At 33.4% G+C, this 19586-nt stretch carries 16 protein-coding genes; 14 read left to right on the top strand and 2 right to left on the bottom strand.

The window, feature by feature from the left end:
- Positions 1-62 precede the first annotated feature (62 nt).
- From M0D21_RS02035 to pdxH, 10 genes are all read left to right on the top strand, one after another.
- Positions 63-2873 (top strand): T9SS type B sorting domain-containing protein, encoded by a 2811-nt coding sequence (locus tag M0D21_RS02035; protein ID WP_248325997.1) that lies wholly within the window; start codon positions 63-65, stop codon positions 2871-2873.
- A gap of 6 nt (positions 2874-2879) precedes the next feature.
- A complete protein-coding gene (locus M0D21_RS02030; protein ID WP_248325996.1) occupies positions 2880-3797 on the top strand; it encodes a PorP/SprF family type IX secretion system membrane protein in 918 nt (305 codons plus the stop codon).
- A gap of 1 nt (position 3798) precedes the next feature.
- The gene (locus tag M0D21_RS02025; protein WP_248325995.1) at positions 3799-5877 is read left to right on the top strand and encodes an OmpA family protein; all 2079 of its coding nucleotides are present in this window, start codon (positions 3799-3801) and stop codon (positions 5875-5877) included.
- 232 nt (positions 5878-6109) lie between these two features.
- Positions 6110-7906, top strand: a complete 1797-nt coding sequence (gene rpsA / locus M0D21_RS02020) for a 30S ribosomal protein S1 (RefSeq protein ID WP_248325994.1) — start codon at positions 6110-6112, stop codon at positions 7904-7906.
- Positions 7907-8059: 153 nt separating this feature from the next.
- A complete protein-coding gene (gene pyrR / locus M0D21_RS02015; protein WP_248325993.1) occupies positions 8060-8599 on the top strand; it encodes a bifunctional pyr operon transcriptional regulator/uracil phosphoribosyltransferase PyrR in 540 nt (179 codons plus the stop codon).
- 27 nt (positions 8600-8626) lie between these two features.
- Positions 8627-9556, top strand: a complete 930-nt coding sequence (locus M0D21_RS02010; protein WP_248325992.1) for an aspartate carbamoyltransferase catalytic subunit — start codon at positions 8627-8629, stop codon at positions 9554-9556.
- A gap of 3 nt (positions 9557-9559) precedes the next feature.
- On the top strand, positions 9560-9892 hold the full coding sequence (locus M0D21_RS02005) for a ribonuclease Z (protein ID WP_248325991.1): 333 nt from the start codon (positions 9560-9562) through the stop codon (positions 9890-9892).
- Between the two features lie 43 nt (positions 9893-9935).
- The gene (locus M0D21_RS02000; protein ID WP_248325990.1) at positions 9936-10394 is read left to right on the top strand and encodes a thioredoxin family protein; all 459 of its coding nucleotides are present in this window, start codon (positions 9936-9938) and stop codon (positions 10392-10394) included.
- A 63-nt stretch (positions 10395-10457) separates the two neighbouring features.
- On the top strand, positions 10458-11363 hold the full coding sequence (locus M0D21_RS01995) for a ribonuclease Z (protein ID WP_248325989.1): 906 nt from the start codon (positions 10458-10460) through the stop codon (positions 11361-11363).
- A gap of 68 nt (positions 11364-11431) precedes the next feature.
- Complete coding sequence (gene pdxH / locus M0D21_RS01990) at positions 11432-12076, top strand: pyridoxamine 5'-phosphate oxidase (protein ID WP_248325988.1); 645 nt, start codon at positions 11432-11434, stop codon at positions 12074-12076.
- 12 nt (positions 12077-12088) lie between these two features.
- On the opposite strand, the gene M0D21_RS23035 is transcribed toward pdxH, so the two are convergent.
- Positions 12089-14293 (bottom strand): OmpA family protein, encoded by a 2205-nt coding sequence (locus M0D21_RS23035; RefSeq protein WP_248325987.1) that lies wholly within the window; start codon positions 14291-14293, stop codon positions 12089-12091.
- A gap of 387 nt (positions 14294-14680) precedes the next feature.
- On the opposite strand from M0D21_RS23035, the gene M0D21_RS01980 reads away from it, so the two are divergent.
- From M0D21_RS01980 to M0D21_RS01965, 4 genes are all read left to right on the top strand, one after another.
- On the top strand, positions 14681-15166 hold the full coding sequence (locus M0D21_RS01980; RefSeq protein WP_248325986.1) for a SixA phosphatase family protein: 486 nt from the start codon (positions 14681-14683) through the stop codon (positions 15164-15166).
- The gene (ppk1, locus tag M0D21_RS01975; protein WP_248325985.1) at positions 15166-17271 is read left to right on the top strand and encodes a polyphosphate kinase 1; all 2106 of its coding nucleotides are present in this window, start codon (positions 15166-15168) and stop codon (positions 17269-17271) included. The genes M0D21_RS01980 and ppk1 overlap by 1 nt, the downstream gene beginning before the upstream one ends.
- Before the next feature lie 5 nt (positions 17272-17276).
- Positions 17277-18176 carry a Ppx/GppA phosphatase family protein gene (locus tag M0D21_RS01970; RefSeq protein WP_248325984.1) on the top strand — a complete coding sequence of 300 codons (900 nt, stop codon included), beginning with the start codon at positions 17277-17279 and terminating at the stop codon, positions 18174-18176.
- 61 nt (positions 18177-18237) lie between these two features.
- Entirely contained in the window at positions 18238-18795 is a 558-nt protein-coding gene (locus M0D21_RS01965; protein ID WP_248325983.1) for a porin family protein, read from the top strand.
- 49 nt (positions 18796-18844) lie between these two features.
- Here the strand turns inward: M0D21_RS01965 and M0D21_RS01960 are convergent, their stop codons facing one another.
- The gene (locus tag M0D21_RS01960) at positions 18845-19495 is read right to left on the bottom strand and encodes a Crp/Fnr family transcriptional regulator (RefSeq protein WP_248325982.1); all 651 of its coding nucleotides are present in this window, start codon (positions 19493-19495) and stop codon (positions 18845-18847) included.
- Positions 19496-19586 lie beyond the last annotated feature (91 nt).

Below are 19586 nucleotides of genomic sequence, written 5' to 3'. Positions count from 1 at the left end.
ATCGATAAAAACTTGTTTTGTTAACAAAAAATTATAATTTCGCTTACTTAAACTAACTAATTTTGAAACATATAGAGAATAAATTACCATTTGTTCCAGCAAAATTTTTCACCAAAACACTACTATTTGGGTTTATCTTCCTCTGTGACTTTTTATATGCTCAGTGTGTAGATCCAGGTACTATTACTATTAACGTATGTAGTATGGAGACGATTGATTTTGATATAAATGGTGATCCAGATGGGATTGTTAATATCTACAATGAAACAGGAACAACTCCCGCAGATGGTACTTGGAGCATAGACCCAAGATTTAGTGTTGCCTTTGACGAAGCCACCGGAAATTTATCTACTTGGGATTTACAATTTTCCACCACTGCAGTTACTTTTAGTGATTATTTCTTTGAATTACGCAGTGTTGCATGTGGAGATGTTCCTATACGGTCTGCACGAGTAGTATTAGGACCATATTCTGGAAAGGCCTTAGCACCGTTTGGAACTCTAAATGTAAATGTAGAGGCCTGTGACGAGGATGCTTTTGATCTTTTTAATGCTCTTACTTCAGATGTTTTAAATCCGCCACCTCACTTAAATGGAGAATGGGTGTATAATGGAACTAGCCCAAATTTTTTGGGAATTGTTGGTTCTGAGTTCTCGGCGCGTATACCTTATCAACCTGGATTACCTTTGGTAGATCAGGAGGTTTTTGAGTTTACATATAGAGTAGAAGGACTTTCTCCTTGTGATCCTTTTGATGAAACAACTGTTCGTATTTCGATGATTAGACAGGTAGATCCTGGTGCGGGACAGGAAATAGATATATGTGAGTCTGAAATACTTGCAGGTGCCTACGATACCGATATCAATTTAAGAGATGATACATATTTATTGGGAGAAGATTTTGAGGGTATTTGGACTACTCCAGAACCAACCGGTCAAATTTCTAATGAGTTAGATGCTATGGTAAACATACGAGCAGTATATGATCAAATTACCGCTGGAGGAACAAACTTAAGATTCGGTTGTGAATCTTTTAGCTACCAATATAATGTGGCACAGCGTTCTGGAGTATGTGAAGATCAAAATACATCGGTCATTTTTACTGTATATGAAGAATTGCGTCCCTTTAATCAAATTACACCAACACCAGAATTATGTAGAAATACTTCTGGAACTATAAATCTTTTTGATTTACTGGAGTTTACCAATCAGGGTGGTTTTGATTTTATTTATGATAATAGTTATTATGTGAATTGGAGATTGGTTTCTGGTCCTAGTTCGTTAGGATTGGTGGAGCAACCTAACACGATAGAAACTTTTGATACATCTGTAGATTATTATTTAGGAACGGTAAATCTGGCTTTAGCTCCGGCGGGAACCTATGTTTTTGAGTATGGAGTGACTCCTGATATTAATTGTACGAATCCCGATGAGATATGTGATCCTTTTGTTACTGACCCTTTAGATCCTACTTTTTCAGATAATCCTTGCGATATACTTACTGCAACTGTAACCATAGAAATCCTAGAATTTGATTATGCTGGTGAAGATACCGATGATATAGACCTTTGTGAAGGCGATGTACAGGTAGATCTAAGAAGTTTACTAGATACCAATGGAACAGATACAATTGTAGATACGGGTATTTGGACAGATGGGGCTGGAACTGTGTTTGACAATGACTTTGTGTTTCCATCGATTTCTGCTCCTCAAGATTATGTGCTAACCTATACGACAACTACAAGCAGAGGTTGTGTAGAAAATGCGCAATTAAGCTTTACTTTACATCCAACACCAGATGCAGGAGTAGGTAGTGATTTTGCTGTGTGTTCAAATGATTTAACGGTTACGTTATTCGATTTGCTTACCGGAACTCCGGACACTACAGGAACCTGGACAGGTCCATTTGGGTATATGTCTACCGATCATTTAGGACGTTTCGATATGGATGATGAGACTTTGCCAATACTTGGACCAGGAAATTATACCTATACGGTCCCAAGTAACGATGGCTGTCCTAACCCAGATACTGCAATAGTTAGAATTACAGTGGTCGAGCCTGTTACCATTGGAACCGATAGGGCAGATACTTTCTGTAAGATAGATGGTAGGGTTAATTTATTCACTCTTCTTGATAGAGATACGCCAAGAACTGGGGTGTTTGAAGATACCGATGGAACAGGAGTTCTTACTCCTGAAGGAGTACTAGAATTTGAAACATTGACCAATGAAGTTTATAATTTTAGATATGTAGTTACCAATGCAGAACCTTGTGATGAATCTTCTTTAAATGTAGCAGTACAGATTGTTGATCTACCAGAGCCAGAAGTTCCTAATCAGGAGTTTTGTATTCTCGATGCTGCAAGACTTGAAGATATCGAAGTTGATGTTCTTAATTTTAATTGGTATACTACATTAGAAAGCGAAATTCCAATTGTAGATAATCCCATACTTTTAGATAATCAAGTGTATTACATTGCAAATGTTGATGTTGATAATTGTGAGTCTGAGCGAGTAGCGGTAGAGATAAATATCTTAAATACCGGAGAGCGATCTTCCACAGGAGAATTATGTACGTTAGATTTTCAAGATGGAGTATCACCAAATGGAGATAATCAAAATGATACTTTCGATTTATTTATAGAAGATGTTTACAACCTTCCGGAGGCATTCCCAGAATTTGATCTTAAGATTTATAACCGTTACGGAACCTTGGTTTATGAAGGTAGACGAGATATTCAAGAATTCAGAGGAGAAAGTAATACTTCAGTTAGATTAGGAGATGATCTTCCTTCGGGGACATATTTTTACATATTCAGCCCTAATTTCGAGAATAATTTACCCATACAAGGGAGTTTTTACCTAAGCAGATAGACAATTATGAAATTTAGATTAATAAGTATAATTACCATAGTGTTCTGCTCAGTAACCTTCGCACAGCAAGAACCTCAGTACTCACAATATATGTATAATATGAGTACGGTTAATCCAGCATATGTAACCAATCAAAATGGGTTAATTTCTACTGGGTTATTATTTAGAAAGCAATGGACAGGCATCGAAGGAAGCCCTCAAACGGCAAATGTCTTTGCAAATATCCCTATGAGTGAAAAAATAGAGCTTAGTGTCAACTATGTGAATGATAGGATTGGTGATGCTATTCCAGTAGATAATAACTATGTGAATGTAGATTTTGCATATATCACTAGAATTTCTGACCAGGCAAAATTATCATATGGTTTAAAAGCGGGTATAAACAATTTTCAAATAGACCCTTCAGGGTCTGATGTGGCCAATGATCCAGCTTTTGCAGATAACACATCCACCACTCAAATTAATATTGGAGCGGGTATATTTTTGTTCACTCATAATTTTTATGCTGGTATTTCTTCACCAAACTTACTACCGAGTGATGTAGATATAGATGGAATTGGAGTTGCAGAGACAAAGACCCACCTGTATGGGGTAGCAGGATATGTGTTTGATTTTGTTGATGAGGTAAAACTAAAACCGTCATTTGTGATTAAACAGGTAATAGATGCTCCTATGACTTTTGACCTTTCTTTAAATTCATTGATTTATGAGAAGTTTGAATTAGGAGTGTCATATAGATATACCGATTCCTTTATTGCTTTGGCTGGGTTTAATATTAACCAAAGCCTAAAAATAGGATATTCATATGATTTTAGTGTAAGTGACCTAAGTGGTTATAACAATGGAAGTCATGAAATTGTACTCCTGTATAATTTTGATCTTCTAAGATTCGGAAATAAACATACTTCTCCAAGATTTTTCTAAGATGGCAAAAACAAGATTACTACTCATTATAGCTTTAATAGCACAGTTTGCATTTTCTCAGAAGAAAAGCCGAGCAGATCGTTTTTTCGAACAGGGAGATTTCTTAAATGCAGCAGAGCAATATGAACAACAATTAAATCAAGAAGGGTATACTAAGCATATTCTGTATCATATTAGTACTTCGTACTATAATACCTTTCAGTTTAGAAAAGCGTATCGCTATCTTAAAATTTTGACTTCTGGAAAATTTTATGATCGTGATAAGTCATATGATAATAAGTATAATTTTATGATGTATCAGGTACTCTCGGCCTTGGGAGAATATGATAAATCTATTGTTTTTTTAGCCAAGTATACCGCTGATGATACCGATAAAGAGTTTGATAAAACTTCAGCGATCTCAACTATAGAGAATTTTAAACTAAAAGATGACGATTATAAGGTAAAGTCTGCTTCTTTTAATTCTGATGCTTCCGAATTTGGCGCGATAAAAAAGGATAGTACAGTCTACTTTACTACCGATAGAAGACCATACAGTCCTCTTGATAAGAACTATAAATGGACACATAGGCCTTTCTTAGATATCTACAAAGTAAAAGTAGACAAGAAAAACCAACCGGTTTCAGATATCGAGATCATTTCCAAAGAGATTAATTCGAAACTTCATGAGGGTAATTTCTGTTTTTCGAATGATGGGAACACTATTTATATTTCCAAAAGTAATTCTGAAAAAGGGAAGAAAAAGTACGATAGTATAAGAAATAATTCTATTCATTTATATAAGGCTACTAAAGTTGAAGGAGAATGGGGTAAACCAGAAAAATTAGACTTCAATGATGTTAATTATTCTATAGAGCACCCTTCATTATCTGCCGATGGTGAAAAGCTATATTTTGCTTCGAATATGCCAGGAGGTTACGGTGATTTTGATATTTATTATGTTGATGTAAACCTTGACGGAACCTTTGGGGAACCAGTAAATTTGGGAGAGGTTATCAATACGAAAAACAGAGAACAGTTTCCATTTATTTCAGAAAAAGGGCATTTGTTTTTTGCTTCCAACGGTCATTTAGGATTGGGGATGCTAGATAATTTTGTTTCCGAATTTAAGAATGGAGAACTTACTAAGCCTATTAATTTGGGAGCACCGATAAATTCTAGTTATGATGATTTTTCTTTAGCATATTATAACGAAACAGATGGCTTCTTTGCTTCTAATCGTAAAAAAGTAGGGGATGATATTTATTCTTTTACTCAGATAGGAGAAATTTTTCCTAAAGAATATATTGCTCGTTTCGAAGTTAGAGATTTTGCTTCTGATAGCTATATTTCAAAATCTGAAGTTGTCTTGTATGATGAAGATAATGAAGTGGTGTATGAGAGTCAACTAGACTCTATAGCCGGTTTCGATATAAAATTGTTCTCAGGTAAATATAATTTTAAAGCTTCTGCTTTTGGATATAAAACAAAAACCAGAGCGGTTTTAGTGAAAGAAAAAGAGAATGAAACGTACATTGTCTATCTTGATAAAGATAGGAGGAAAGATGATTCTGTAAATGAAGATAGAATTCGAATTAAAGATAGTTTAAACATTAAGGAAGGTACTTCAATTACCAACACAAGTTCTAATAGAAAAAGGGAAGAAGAAATATCTAAAGCCAGATTACGTGAAATGCTAATGGCAGATACAGAGGGGCCTCCGGTAATAGAAAAAAATGGAAAACTATACTTTGAAATGCCTCCGATTTATTTCGACTATGACAAATGGAATATTCGAGCAGATTCTAAAAAAGTATTAGATAAACTAGCACTTAAATTAGAAAAATATAAAACGGTATATATCAAGATTAGCTCACATACCGATAGTAGAGGGACCAGTTCGTATAACCAATTATTGTCTGAACGAAGAGCAGAGTCTACACGAAATTATCTAGCATTAATAGGGTATGTAAATGCCAGAAGAATGCAGTTTGTTGGTTTTGGAGAGTCTGAGCCGTTAATAGATTGTGAAAATAAGGTGTGTACCGAAGAGGAACATCAAACAAATAGACGAAGTGAGTTTGAAATTATTGAATACTAGTCTAGGAATTATAAGTTTTATTAGATGCAAAAATGAACTTTAGTTTCGAAAGAGTTTTTAAAGACAGACTCATAAACTAAATAATTGTTTTCTAATAAATTAAATTGTACTTTTGCACTCCTTTTTAGCGAGTAAGAGAGTAGAAAAGGATTATTTAGTATAATTTAAAAACGCTTCTGTGTAGTTATCGCCTTGACTTTCAATAATACACAGGATACAAATTTTATCTTCAATGTCTGAAGAAACAAAAAACACAGATGTTCAGGAAGTATCTGCTCAACAAGCAAATCCTGAGCAATTTCTAAAAGATTTTAACTGGCACAATTACGAAGAAGGAATCGATCCTATCGCAGATTCTAAATTAGAAGAATTTGAGAAGTTGGTTGCTGAAAATTTCGTAGACACTCTAAATGATGAGGTAGTAATGGGAACAGTAATTAATATTACTGATCGTGATGCTATTATCGACATTAATGCTAAGAGTGAAGGGGTTATCTCACTAAACGAATTTCGTTACAACCCAGATCTTAAAGTAGGTGATAAAGTAGAAGTATTGATCGATGTTCGTGAGGATGCTACAGGTCAGTTAATCTTATCACACCGTAAAGCTCGTGTAATTAAAGCATGGGATAGAGTAAATGCTGCACACGACTCTGGTGAAATCGTAAATGGTTTTGTAAAGTGTAGAACTAAAGGAGGTATGATCGTAGACGTTTTCGGAATCGAAGCTTTCTTACCAGGTTCTCAAATTGATGTAAAACCAATTAGAGATTATGATGCATATGTAGGGAAAACAATGGAATTCAAAGTGGTGAAAATTAATCACGAATTCAAAAACGTTGTAGTTTCACATAAAGCGCTTATCGAAGCAGATATCGAAGAGCAGAAAAAAGAGATTATTGGTCAATTAGAAAAAGGTCAAGTATTAGAAGGTACTGTTAAGAATGTTACTTCTTACGGTGTATTCGTTGATCTTGGAGGAGTTGACGGACTTATCCATATCACAGACCTTTCTTGGTCAAGAATTAACCACCCGAATGAGATCGTTGAACTTGATCAGAAATTGAATGTTGTAATCTTAGACTTTGATGAGGCTAAGACGCGTATCCAGTTAGGTCTTAAGCAATTGAAACCTCACCCATGGGAAGCTCTTGATAAAGAACTTAAAGTTGGTGACAAAGTAAAAGGTAAGGTAGTTGTAATCGCAGATTACGGTGCGTTTATCGAAGTAGAAGAAGGAGTAGAAGGATTGATCCACGTTTCAGAAATGTCTTGGTCAACTCACTTACGTTCTGCACAGGACTTCGTGAAAGTTGGAGATGAAGTTGAAGCAGTAATTCTTACTTTAGATAGAGAAGAGCGTAAAATGTCCCTAGGTATTAAGCAATTAACACCAGACCCATGGACAGATATTACTTCTAAATACCCTGTAGGTTCTAAGCACTCTGGTATCGTGCGTAACTTCACTAATTTCGGAGTTTTCGTTGAGCTAGAAGAAGGAATCGACGGATTAATTTATATCTCTGACCTTTCATGGACTAAGAAAATCAAGCACCCATCAGACTTTACTAATGTTGGTGATACTCTAGATGTAATTGTTCTTGAATTAGATGTAGAAGGACGTAAATTAAGTTTAGGTCACAAACAAACTGAGGAGAATCCTTGGGATAAGTATGAGACTGAGTTTGGTTTAGGTACTAAGCACACTGCAGCTATCTCTGAAATAGTTGATAAAGGAGCAACTATCGAATTCAACGAAGATATCGTTGCGTTTGTACCTTCTCGTCACCTTGAAAAAGAAGATGGAAGCAAATTGAAAAAAGGAGAAGAGGCAGAATTCCAAATCATTGAGTTCAGTAAAGAATTCAAGAGAGTGGTTGCATCTCACACTGCTTTATTCAAAGAAGAAGAAGCTAAAATCGTTAAGCAAGCTGCTAAGAAAGCTGCAAGTTCAGCAGAAAAGACAACGCTTGGTGATATCGATGCATTAGCAGATCTTAAAGCAAAAATGGAAAAAGGAGGAAACTAGTTTCTAACTTTTTGATATACAAAAGCCACTCAGTAGAGTGGCTTTTTTTGTTTAGGGTAGAAAATTAAGTTTGAGTAAAACTTCTGAATTATAGCTTAGGAATTAATTCTAAAATTTCACTACTTTTGTATTCCAGATATCCATTTGGAGAATATGAGTCAAAAATTACTACTTAGTGCAAAAGAGATAGATATTATTCTGCACCGTTTGGCTTGTCAATTAATCGAAAATCATACACATTTTAAGAATACAGTTTTAATAGGTGTTCAGCCTAGAGGAACATATCTTGCAGATCGAATTAAAGAAATTTTGATAACAGATTATCAGGTTGCCGAAGTTAATTTGGGGTATTTAGATATTACCTTTTATCGTGATGATTTTAGAAGAGGAGAGAAGCCTTTAGAAGCCAATAAAACAGATATAAATTTTGTGGTAGAAGACAAAAGAGTTGTTTTTATTGATGATGTTTTATATACGGGTAGAAGTGTACGAGCTGCGTTAACTGCGGTACAATCTTTCGGGAGGCCCTCAGAAATAGAACTGTTAACTTTGATTGATAGGCGTTTTAGTAGACATTTACCTATACAGCCAAATTATAGAGGTCGTCAGGTAGATGCTATAAATCAGGAAAAGGTTAAGGTAAACTGGAAAGAGAATGAAGGAGAAGATGCAGTGTATTTAATAGAGAAATAAAGACTTAAAAGAAATTAAAGTTTTAAGATGAGCGAATTAAGTGTAGATCACTTACTGGGAATAAAATATTTGAATAAGGAAGATATTGACTTAATCTTCGAGACTGCTGATCATTTTAAGGAAGTCATAAACAGACCTATAAAGAAAGTTCCTTCATTACGTGATATTACGGTAGCGAATCTTTTTTTTGAGAATAGTACGAGGACAAGATTATCCTTTGAACTAGCAGAAAAACGTTTGTCTGCAGATGTAATAAACTTTTCTGCAGCATCTTCATCTGTAAAGAAAGGAGAAACCCTTATTGATACGGTTAACAATATTCTTTCTATGAAAGTGGATATGGTAGTTATGAGACATCCAAATCCAGGAGCTGGTGTGTTTTTATCAAAACATGTAAATGCAAGTATTGTAAATGCTGGAGATGGAGCGCATGAACATCCTACTCAAGCCCTATTAGATTCTTACTCTATTAGAGAACGATTAGGCGAGGTGGAAGGAAAAAAAGTGGTGATAGTAGGAGATATTTTACACTCAAGAGTTGCACTTTCTAATATTTTTGCTCTAAATTTACAAGGAGCCGAGGTAAAAGTCTGTGGGCCTAAGACATTAATACCTAAATATATAGAGAAGTTAGGTGTGCAGGTAGAAACAGATTTAAGAAAGGCTTTAGAATGGTGCGACATTGCTAATATGCTCAGAGTTCAAAATGAGAGAATGGAAATTAGTTACTTTCCATCTACCAGAGAATATACCCAGCAATTTGGAGTAACCAAAGAATTACTTGATAGTTTAGATAAGGAAATAGTAATAATGCATCCGGGACCCATTAATCGTGGAGTTGAAATAACGAGCGATGTAGCTGATTCAGACCAAGCCATTATTTTGGATCAGGTTCAAAATGGAGTTGCAGTGAGAATGGCAGTGATATATCTTTTGGCTTCTAAAATTAAACGATAATTTATGATTTTTAATAAAGATGGTTCTACAACTATCATCACACAGGAAAAGACTACCATTGTAGAATTTGTTAAACGTTTAGAAGATGCTTACGATTCTTTGAAAAATGATAATATCATCATTAACTTGTTTTCTTTGAAGGATATTTCAATAGACGATATTAATGAGTTTTTGAGAGTTTCTAACAAGCATAGAGCTTCTAATCATTCTTTTGTAATTGTTACTGAAAGAATTTCTTATGACGAGGCACCAGATGAAATCACTATCGTACCTACATTACAAGAGGCGTATGATTTAGTAGAAATGGAAGAAATAGAGCGTGATCTGGAATTTTAAGTTTTTTTTGTAAACTTTAAGATTTAGTTACGTCTTAATGGGTATGAGTAAACTAGCCCCAAAAATTACTGTATTATTTTTATTGTTTTTCGGTTTTTCTGCAATCGCACAGGACTGGAAATATGATCTGGAAGAATCTTTGTCGCTGGCTAAAGAAAAAGATCAAAAAATTGTTCTTTTCTTTACTGGGTCAGATTGGTGCCCTCCCTGTATTAAGTTGGAAAAATATGTGTTGTCAAGTGAGAAGTTTAAATCCTTTGCTAAACAGAAGTATGTCTGGTTAAAGGCAGATTTTCCCAGACGTAAAAAGAATAAAATTTCTAAAGAACAAAAGCAAAAGAATAAGAAACTTGCCAGTAGATATAATAAGAAATTGATTTTTCCTGCAATTCTTATATTAAATAAAGAGGGCTTAGTGTTGGGAACTACAGGTTTTAGAAGTGATTTAGATGTTGATGGTTATATTTCTCTTCTAACTTCTTTTGATTCTTTTGATCAATAGATTGATAAATATCTAGGATTAAATTATCTTCACACTTTGATAAATTAAGAAGTAAAATAAATTTTGAAACTTACTATTTTAGGCTGTTATTCGGCAACTCCAAGAACATTTACGAATCCAACTTCGCAAGTTCTTGAGATTAATAATCATGTTTTTCTTGTAGATTGTGGTGAAGGTACACAAGTAGAGTTAAGGAGGAATAAAATTAAATTTTCGCGAATAAAACATATTTTTATTTCACACCTTCATGGAGATCATTTTTTTGGTTTAATAGGTCTCGTATCTACTTTTAGACTCCTTACCAGAGAAACACCTCTCCATATTCATGGGCCCAAAGGGTTGAAAGAAATTATTACACTTCAGTTAAAACTATCAAATTCGTGGACCAACTTTCCTTTACATTTTCATGAACTTACCGGTACATCATCTGAGGTTGTTTTTGAAGATGAAAATGTAATCGTACAAACTATACCTTTACAGCATAGAGTATATTGTAATGGTTTTTTGTTTAAAGAAAAACCAGGAGATCGTAAACTTTTAATGAGTAAAGTTTTGAATTATGATATTGATCAAGCGTACTATCGCGCTATAAAAAAAGGGAAAGATGTGGTTTTAGATTCGGGAAAAGTAATCCCAAATAAAGAGTTGACTGATGACCCAAGACCTATTAAAAGCTATGCTTATTGTAGTGATACTAAATATCATGAAGATAAAATTGAGATTATAAAGAATGCTACCGTGTTGTACCATGAATCTACTTTTTTAGAAAGTCATAGTCATCTTTGTGAACATACCGGGCATAGTTCTGCGATTCAGGCGGCTACCATTGCTAAAAAATCTAATGTGCAAACATTAATTTTGGGGCATTATTCTACCAGATACGAAAATATTGAGCTATTTCGTGATGAAGCAAAAACAGTTTTTGAAAATGTTGAAATAGCAGATGATGGGAAAGTGTTTGAATTCTAAAACGAAATAAAATTTTTAAGAATATCCGAACAGGAAAATAATTAAATTGCAATACTTATACTGCTATTATGAATAAAGATTTAACCAACTACAGAAAGTCTTATGAAAAAAGCGAATTAAATGAAGAATATCTTCCAGATTCACCTTTTTCACTTTTTTCAAATTGGTTTAATGAAGTTGAAGAAGCCGGAGGAGTAGATGAAGCCAATGCTATGACTCTTACAACTTTGGGGGTAGATGGTTTTCCCAAGGCCCGTATTGTTTTATTAAAGCATTATGATACAGAAGGTTTCGTGTTTTATACAAACTATAATTCTGAAAAGGGCAACGCCATAGATAATAATAACAATGTATGCTTATCTTTTTTCTGGCCAAATTTGGAAAGACAGGTGATCATCAAAGGAAAAGCTCTTAAAATTGATGAAAAAAGCAGTACTTCATATTTTAAGTCTAGGCCTAGAGGAAGTCAACTAGGAGCTTGGGCATCAAATCAAAGTGAGCATATAGATTCAAGAGAAATCCTTGAGCAAAAACTAAAGTCTTTAGAAGAACAGTATCAAAATACAGATATTCCAAAACCTCCATTCTGGGGTGGGTACTGTGTTTCGCCTGTCGAATTTGAATTTTGGCAAGGTAGACCAAACCGTCTACATGATAGAATTCGATTTAAATTAGAAAATAATAGTTGGAGTATAGATCGTCTTTCTCCCTGATAACAGAAACATTTATTCCATTATCACAAAATTAGATCTTCTGTTTTTTCGGTACTCTTCTTCATCACAATCTTGACCATCAAGGCAGTCGTTTACAGGTCGGGTTTCCCCGAATCCAACATAGGATAAGATTCTGTATTTAGAAACACTTTTGCTTACTAGATATTTATAGATGGATTCTGCTCGTTTTTGAGAGAGATCTAAGTTGTAATCATGATTACCTCTACTATCAGAATGTGTCTCAATTTTTATGATCATATCTGGATAATCCTCGGTCATTAATTCGACAATTCTGTTTAATTCAGTTTCTGCTCTTGGTGTAATGTCCCATTTATCAAAATCAAAATAGATTTCATTCAGATTTATTAAATCATTAATCGTTCTATTAAGTTTCATATCAGACTCCAAGCCTGTTTTAGGAGGGGTATTACTCTGTACAATATCTCCGGGTGTTATTCCGCCACTTTTTGTATTGTTAGATTTTTTTGTATTGTCAAAATCGCTAGGATCAACGTGGGCTAAATCGTGACCAAACTTCTTTTTTGCAATAGCTGCTAATTTGCTTGCATTAGGGCAATTAAGCTCGCTAATATCTATTGCAAGTTTGAATTGATAAAAATCTGGCAAATCACATTTGTTAATATGATTGTACCCTTTAGAATATTTTACAGTTTCGTTTAAAGAACCATTAAATTCTGCAGTTACCGGTTGGTCAACGACCAAGATGTCATCTATAGTTTCAATAGAATCACAACCGGTATCTACAATAACCTTGTAACTAATTTGAAAAGGTTCACTGTCTTGTTTTACCATTTTGTTAGGTACACTAAAAGATAGCGTGCGTGTATTTTCATCGTATTTAGATTTGATTTTACGTGAAGGTAAAATCAAAGATTTTTCGGAAAAAACCACATTCCTTGGTAAAACATCTTTTATAATAGTGTTTTTTGCATCGTCATTCCCATCATTATATATAGTAAGTTGATAGGTAATTTCTTGTTTAGGTGCTAAAATATCTTGAGGATGTATAAACTTGTCGTTGTCTGCGTATTTTGATCTTTTAATAATATGTATTGCCGGCTCATAAATATCTACACTAAAAGCAACTGCCATCACAGAATAACCGTCATTGTCGGTCATTAATCTGAATTTAGCTTCGGTTTGATTATTACCAATAATACTATTTCTAATGTTTTTAATATCAAATAAATCAGCATCATATCCCAAAGTATTTGTACTAGCAGGTACTCGGGAAGTAATGTTTCTTCCGTTTTCGGTAATATTTGCATTAAAGAAGTTATTCATCGGGTTTGTACCGTCAACAAGACTCTTGTATTTATGCGTTTCATTTGACATCACTTGAAAGCGATCTCCTCTAATTCCTTTGTCACCTTCATATGCTATCACTCCGATTTTTCCGTGTACCGCACCATTAGGTATGGTTTGAAAATTGTCAAAAGAAAAAGCAACTGGTTTAGCTTTTGAGTCGATGTTGACAAATCCATCATACACGTAGAAACGTTTCCTTGGTTTAGTTTGATCTTCATAAATTACCACCATGGTCCAACCTCCTGCAAGTCCATTACCTAAAGTTGCATCATCATTTATTTCAGAAGTAGTCGCAGGTATATTTGCAAGTGTATACGTTCCAAGTGGGTTTTTCAAACTAAGAACTTCTTCAGTAATATCTTTATAACATGAATATTGTTTAAACAAAGCATCTTTATCATTATAATAGTCATGAATAATTTGGGCATCTGTAATGGTTGAGTACACTTTTTGACCAGGATACTTTATTTTAATAGAAGTAATATCATGTTTTCTATTTTCATCTGCATATGAAGCTGTCCAATATAAACCAACATGTTTTATAGTGCTACATTCTGAATCAATATGTAAATCTGCACTACTAGAGTTGAAAGTTGTAGGGTCATTATCGATATCGATAAAGCCCATTCTGAATTGATTATTTAGGCCACCATCGTTGTAGCTTTTATTAGGGTCAAAAACTCCAGAGCCATCATCGTTACTAACTTTTCCTAAAACTGTATTAGATACAAACTGGAAATCCCCTTTAAAAGTAAACTCGGTGCGTTTCTTAAGGGGTACCTCTACTTGACTAAAAGCTAATGTTGAGCAAAAGCTGAATAGAATAATAAGTAGGCTCGTGTCGTGAAATCTATTACGATTTCTTTTCTTCATAATCTCTTTTTCCACTTTTTCTGTTTTTAAAACCCTTTTTTATTATGATGATCTGTGATCATAATGCTTCGGGGGGGAGAAAACATTGTGATTTAAGGGAAAACCGTATGTAAATTTAGATTTTAACATTTAAAATTATAAGAAAAAAAGCATCTTTTCGATGTAAATACATTTTTTATCGATTAAAACCATCTTCATATAACCTTCATTTTCATATAATTAGCGATTTATTAGCATTGCTTCCTATATAATATAGTCTCAATTTTTGGTTTTGACATTTGTGACTTGAGTGGCGCTAAAACAGTTCTATATATTTTTTTATGTTATCAATAAGAAAATTTTAAATGCTTATTCTTAAACTTGTATTATATAACTCGAATAAATAGAAAATAGTATCAGTTCATGAAAACATTATATATGATAAGGCATGCAAAATCCTCTTGGGAGTATGATGTGCCAGACGATCAACGTCCTCTTAATAAAAGAGGATTAAGAGATGCAGAATTGGTAGGAGAACACTTGAAAACATTAATAAAACCAATAGATTTGGTGTTGTCTAGTCCTGCGAAAAGAGCATTTGATACTGCCAAAATTATTCTAAGCAAATTAGATATTTCAGGAGATATATTTAAAGTAGAGAGAGAGCTGTATGATTTTGGTGGAAATCAGGTCATAGAAACAATTAAAAACTGTGATAATAAAATTAATACTTTAATGATTTTTGGGCATAATCATGCGTTTACATCGCTTGTTAATCTTTTTGGGAGTGAGACTATAGATAACTTACCTACAGCAGGAGTAGTAGGAATAGAATTTGAAGAGGATAGTTGGAAAAGTATATCTGTAGGAAAAAACTTATTAAAAATATTTCCAAAATCATTGAGATAATGCTTGAAAACGCTAATAATCAATATATTAATAGAGAATTAAGTTGGTTGCAATTTAATGCAAGAGTGCTTCAGGAGGCTGCAGATGATACTGTTCCTTTGGTGGAAAGGTTACGTTTTATAGGTATTTTCTCTAATAATCTAGACGAATTTTTTAAAGTACGATACGCAACGATCAAAAGAATTGATCTCGCAGGAAAGGATGGTAAAAATGTACTTAAAGGAATTTCTGCAAATGCACTTTTAGAAAAAATTACCAAAATCGTAATTAAACAACAAACTGAAAGTTTAAAGACTATTGATACGATACGTGAAAAGCTCGAGGATCATAATATTTTTATCATAGACGAAACTCAAGTTACAGAAGATCAGGATCAATTTATTAGGAATTACTTTGTAACCAAAGTAAGCCCAGCCTTGGTTACCTTTATTCTTAATGATCTAGATGAAGTGCCGCATCTTAAAGATAGTGTTGCTTACTTAGCGGTTAAACTGGTTTTGAAAGATAAAATCCCAAAAGAAGGAAGAATATCCAAAATATTAAATCAGACCACCAAGGAAAAGATTTACGCGCTTATAGAAATCCCTAAAAATACAGATAGGTTCGTTGTGCTTCCTGAAAAAGATGGAAAGCAATACATTATTATTTTAGATGATCTGATTAGGTATTGTATGCATATTAACTTTAGTATTTTCGATTATGCCAGTGCTTCTGCACACATGATCAAAATTACTAGAGATGCACAATTAGATTTTGATAATGACCTTAGTAAGAGTTTTATTCAAAAAATCTCCAGCAGTGTTAAATCAAGAAGAGATGGAGAGCCTGTACGATTTGTATACGACAAAACCATTGAAAAAGATACCCTAGAATTTTTGATGAATAAAATGGGAATTGATAATACCGATAGTATTATTCCTGGGGGGAAATATCATAATCGAAGAGATTATATGAATTTCCCAGATTTGGGTAATTCAGATTTGATATATCAACCTATTCAACCCCTTACTATTGCCGGTTTAAGTCTTCAGGGGAGTTTGCTGGATAAGATAGCAAAAAAGGACTTTCTGCAGTACACACCATATCATACTTTTTCCTATACGGTAAAGTTTTTGAGAGAATCAGCGATTGACCCTAAAGTAAAGAGTATTAAAATTACCATTTATAGGTTGGCAAGTATTTCACATATTGCAAGCTCTTTGGTAAACGCAGCCAAAAATGGAAAGAAAGTTACAGTACAAATAGAATTACAAGCTCGTTTTGATGAGGCTGCCAATATACGTTATGCAGAGCAAATGCAGCGAGAAGGTGTTAATCTCATTTTTGGAGTAACTGGTTTAAAGGTACATTGTAAAGCTTGTGTTATAGAGAGAGAAGAGAAAGGCAAGTTAAAAAGGTATGGTTTTATAAGTACTGGAAATTTTAATGAATCTACCGCTAAGATATATACCGATTATACTCTTTTTACAACTAGAGAGTCTATACTAAAAGAGACGAATAAAGTGTTTAAATTTTTCGAAATAAACTATAAAATTAATAGATATAAACACCTGTTAGTTTCTCCTCATTATACAAGATCTTCTTTGGTGAAATTAATTGAAAAAGAAATAAAAAACAGTAAAGAAGGTATCCCTGCTAGAATTCGTTTAAAACTCAATAGCCTTAGTGATTATGATATGATCGATAAATTATATGAAGCGAGTAGAGCGGGGGTAAAGATTGATTTAATCATAAGAGGTATATGTTGTTTAATTCCAGGAATAGAAGGAATGAGTGAGAATATCAAAGTTATTAGTGTGATCGATAAATTTTTGGAACATCCAAGACTATTTATATTTGAAAATGGAGGAGATCCCAAAGTATATATATCTTCTGCCGATTGGATGACTCGTAATTTAGATCGAAGAGTGGAAATATCATGTCCAATCTATGATGAAGAGATTAAGTTAGAGCTTATGGAAACCTTCGATATAAGCTGGAATGATAATGTTAAAGCCAGGTTGCTTTCCAAAGACGGGGATAATGCGTACATTCGAAACGAGAATACAAAAATAAGATCTCAGGTAGCAACCTATGATTATTATTTACAAAAACTAGGAAATTAATTATTTTGTTAACGATAGAAAAATACGCGGCTATTGATATTGGTTCGAATGCTGTAAGATTATTAATTAGTAGTATCCACGAAGAAGAAGGAAAAACACCACGATTTAAAAAAACAAGTTTGGTAAGGGTTCCTATTCGTCTAGGAGCAGATGTGTTTAAAGATAGAAAGGTATCTGAAGAGAACATAATAAGAATGATCGATGCCATGCAGGCATATCAATTATTAATGAAAACCCATAAAGTTGTACGATATAAAGCATGTGCAACCTCGGCAATGCGTGAAGCCGAAAACGGAAAAGAAGTAGTTCAATTAATCAAGGAAAAGACCGGAATTCAAATTGATATTATTGATGGTAAAGATGAAGCTGCTATTATAGCGATGACCGATCTGAATGAATTAATTAATACTGATGCAACATACTTATACGTGGATGTAGGAGGAGGAAGTACAGAATTCACACTTTTTCATAATGGAAAAACTATTGTATCGAAATCTTTCAAATTAGGGACCGTAAGGTTATTAAATGATCTGGTTCCTGATCATACCTGGACAGAAGTAGAGCAATGGATAAGAGTTCATGTAAAAGACTATTCCAGAATTTCTCTTATCGGTTCAGGTGGAAATATTAATAATATTTTCAAAAATAGTGGGAAGAGTACTGGTAAACCGCTATCATTTTTATATTTAAGTTCCTATTATAAATTATTAAATTCTCTTACATATGAGGAGCGAATTTGGCAATTAAATTTGAATCAAGATAGGGCAGATGTTATTATTCCCGCTGCTCGTATATACCTGTCAGCCATGAAATGGAGCGGAGCCAAAGATATTTACGTACCTAAAATTGGATTATCAGATGGAATTATAAAGTCTCTGTATAATGAAAAATTAAAAAACAACTAATTTCATAAAATCTGTATATTTGCTATAAGAAGTACCCCAACTATTAACTTAATTTTAAACTATGAAAAAAACATTACTGTGCGTAACTTTCTTATTTTTAACGTTTTATTGGGGTGAGGCCCAGGAAAGTACCTATGGAATTCGATTAGGAGCAAACCTGAGTTCAATTAGTTCAGATGACATTCCCGAAAATTTGGAAGATAACCGTTTTGGTATCGTTGTTGGTTTTTTAGCAGAATTTCCAATTAAAGAAAAGTTAAGTCTTCAGCCTGAATTTCAGTACTCTTCTAAAGGTAATGACGACGAAACACTTCGAGTAGATTACTTACAATTACCCATTTTCTTGAAATATAATTTTTCTAATTTGGTTAATGTACATATTGGTCCTCAAGTTGGGCTTAAGATTTGGGAGTGGGAAGATAATGCTGGTATAGATGCTAATTTTAATACGTTTGATTTTAGTGCAGTGGCAGGTGTAGGTGTGAATATTACAGAAAACTTCTTTGCAGACCTTAGATATGATTTTGGACTATCAAATATCGTAGATGATGAAGGAATTCCAGGTGGTGCTGAAGGAAATAATAGAACAATTCAATTATCCTTTGGATATAAATTATAAGGATTGAGTTTTTCAATCTAGGCTAATTCAAAAAGGCTTTTTTGATCAGTTACCAACACGGGTAGGCATCAAAAAAGCTTTTATTTATTATTATGCTATTGTGTTGGCACTCAATTAAAAGTTCCTTTCTTAAATCATTGATCACTTTGTTAGTTATGACTCTTGAAGCTCTAATGTAATTTGAGAATTCCTCCTGCGTCATAGGAATAAACAATTGTATTTTACTTGGTGTAACTTGATGGTAATTTCTTTCTTTAAATTCTAATAAGGTTTCTATAACCCGTTGTTTTACAAATTGTCTTTGCAGTAATTTTATCCTTTTTTCGAGCATAATGTACTCCATCCCAATTAGTGCGCATAATTTTTCATGTAAATTATTATCGTTTTGGATATAAGATTTTACCGTTAGAATCTTAAATTCATAAATCAATGTTTCTGGATGTATAGTTTCATAGTTATAATCATAATGGCATTCATTAAAAACTTGTATAGATCCAAAAAATTGATTTTCACTCAATAAAATAGGAATTGTTTCTTCTCCATCTTCTCTTGAATAACTTAGTTTTAGGAAACCTCTTTTTACAAAGTATATTTTCTTATGGTGAGCATTATGTTGATGCTTAATAATTTCATTTTGTTTATATGAATGACTCTCATACAAACCTTCGTTTATCAATAAATCAAATAATGAAAATGGCATATACCGATAGACAACTTATTTTAAAAATATTTACGACTGACTATCGATTTTTGTTAAATAATTAGACTATTAACATTGTATTAGAGTTTTT

It is taken from the genome of Aquimarina acroporae (genome assembly GCF_023195925.1).
Taxonomy (GTDB): Bacteria; Bacteroidota; Bacteroidia; order Flavobacteriales; family Flavobacteriaceae; genus Aquimarina; species Aquimarina acroporae.
This window is presented reverse-complemented; position numbering and strand designations above follow the sequence as displayed.

What these genes read in the sequence shown, in the direction of transcription:
- M0D21_RS02030 (WP_248325996.1), top strand. Translation starts at nt 2,880, where the DNA reads ATGAAATTTAGATTAATAAGTATAATTACCATAGTGTTCTGCTCAGTA.
- M0D21_RS02010 (WP_248325992.1), top strand. Translation starts at nt 8,627, where the DNA reads ATGAGCGAATTAAGTGTAGATCACTTACTGGGAATAAAATATTTGAAT.
- ppk1 (WP_248325985.1), top strand. Translation starts at nt 15,166, where the DNA reads ATGCTTGAAAACGCTAATAATCAATATATTAATAGAGAATTAAGTTGG.
- pyrR (WP_248325993.1), top strand. Translation starts at nt 8,060, where the DNA reads ATGAGTCAAAAATTACTACTTAGTGCAAAAGAGATAGATATTATTCTG.
- M0D21_RS02025 (WP_248325995.1), top strand. Translation starts at nt 3,799, where the DNA reads ATGGCAAAAACAAGATTACTACTCATTATAGCTTTAATAGCACAGTTT.
- M0D21_RS02005 (WP_248325991.1), top strand. Translation starts at nt 9,560, where the DNA reads ATGATTTTTAATAAAGATGGTTCTACAACTATCATCACACAGGAAAAG.
- pdxH (WP_248325988.1), top strand. Translation starts at nt 11,432, where the DNA reads ATGAATAAAGATTTAACCAACTACAGAAAGTCTTATGAAAAAAGCGAA.
- rpsA (WP_248325994.1), top strand. Translation starts at nt 6,110, where the DNA reads ATGTCTGAAGAAACAAAAAACACAGATGTTCAGGAAGTATCTGCTCAA.
- M0D21_RS01980 (WP_248325986.1), top strand. Translation starts at nt 14,681, where the DNA reads ATGAAAACATTATATATGATAAGGCATGCAAAATCCTCTTGGGAGTAT.
- M0D21_RS01960 (WP_248325982.1), bottom strand. Translation starts at nt 19,495, where the DNA reads ATGCCATTTTCATTATTTGATTTATTGATAAACGAAGGTTTGTATGAG.
- M0D21_RS02000 (WP_248325990.1), top strand. Translation starts at nt 9,936, where the DNA reads ATGAGTAAACTAGCCCCAAAAATTACTGTATTATTTTTATTGTTTTTC.
- M0D21_RS01965 (WP_248325983.1), top strand. Translation starts at nt 18,238, where the DNA reads ATGAAAAAAACATTACTGTGCGTAACTTTCTTATTTTTAACGTTTTAT.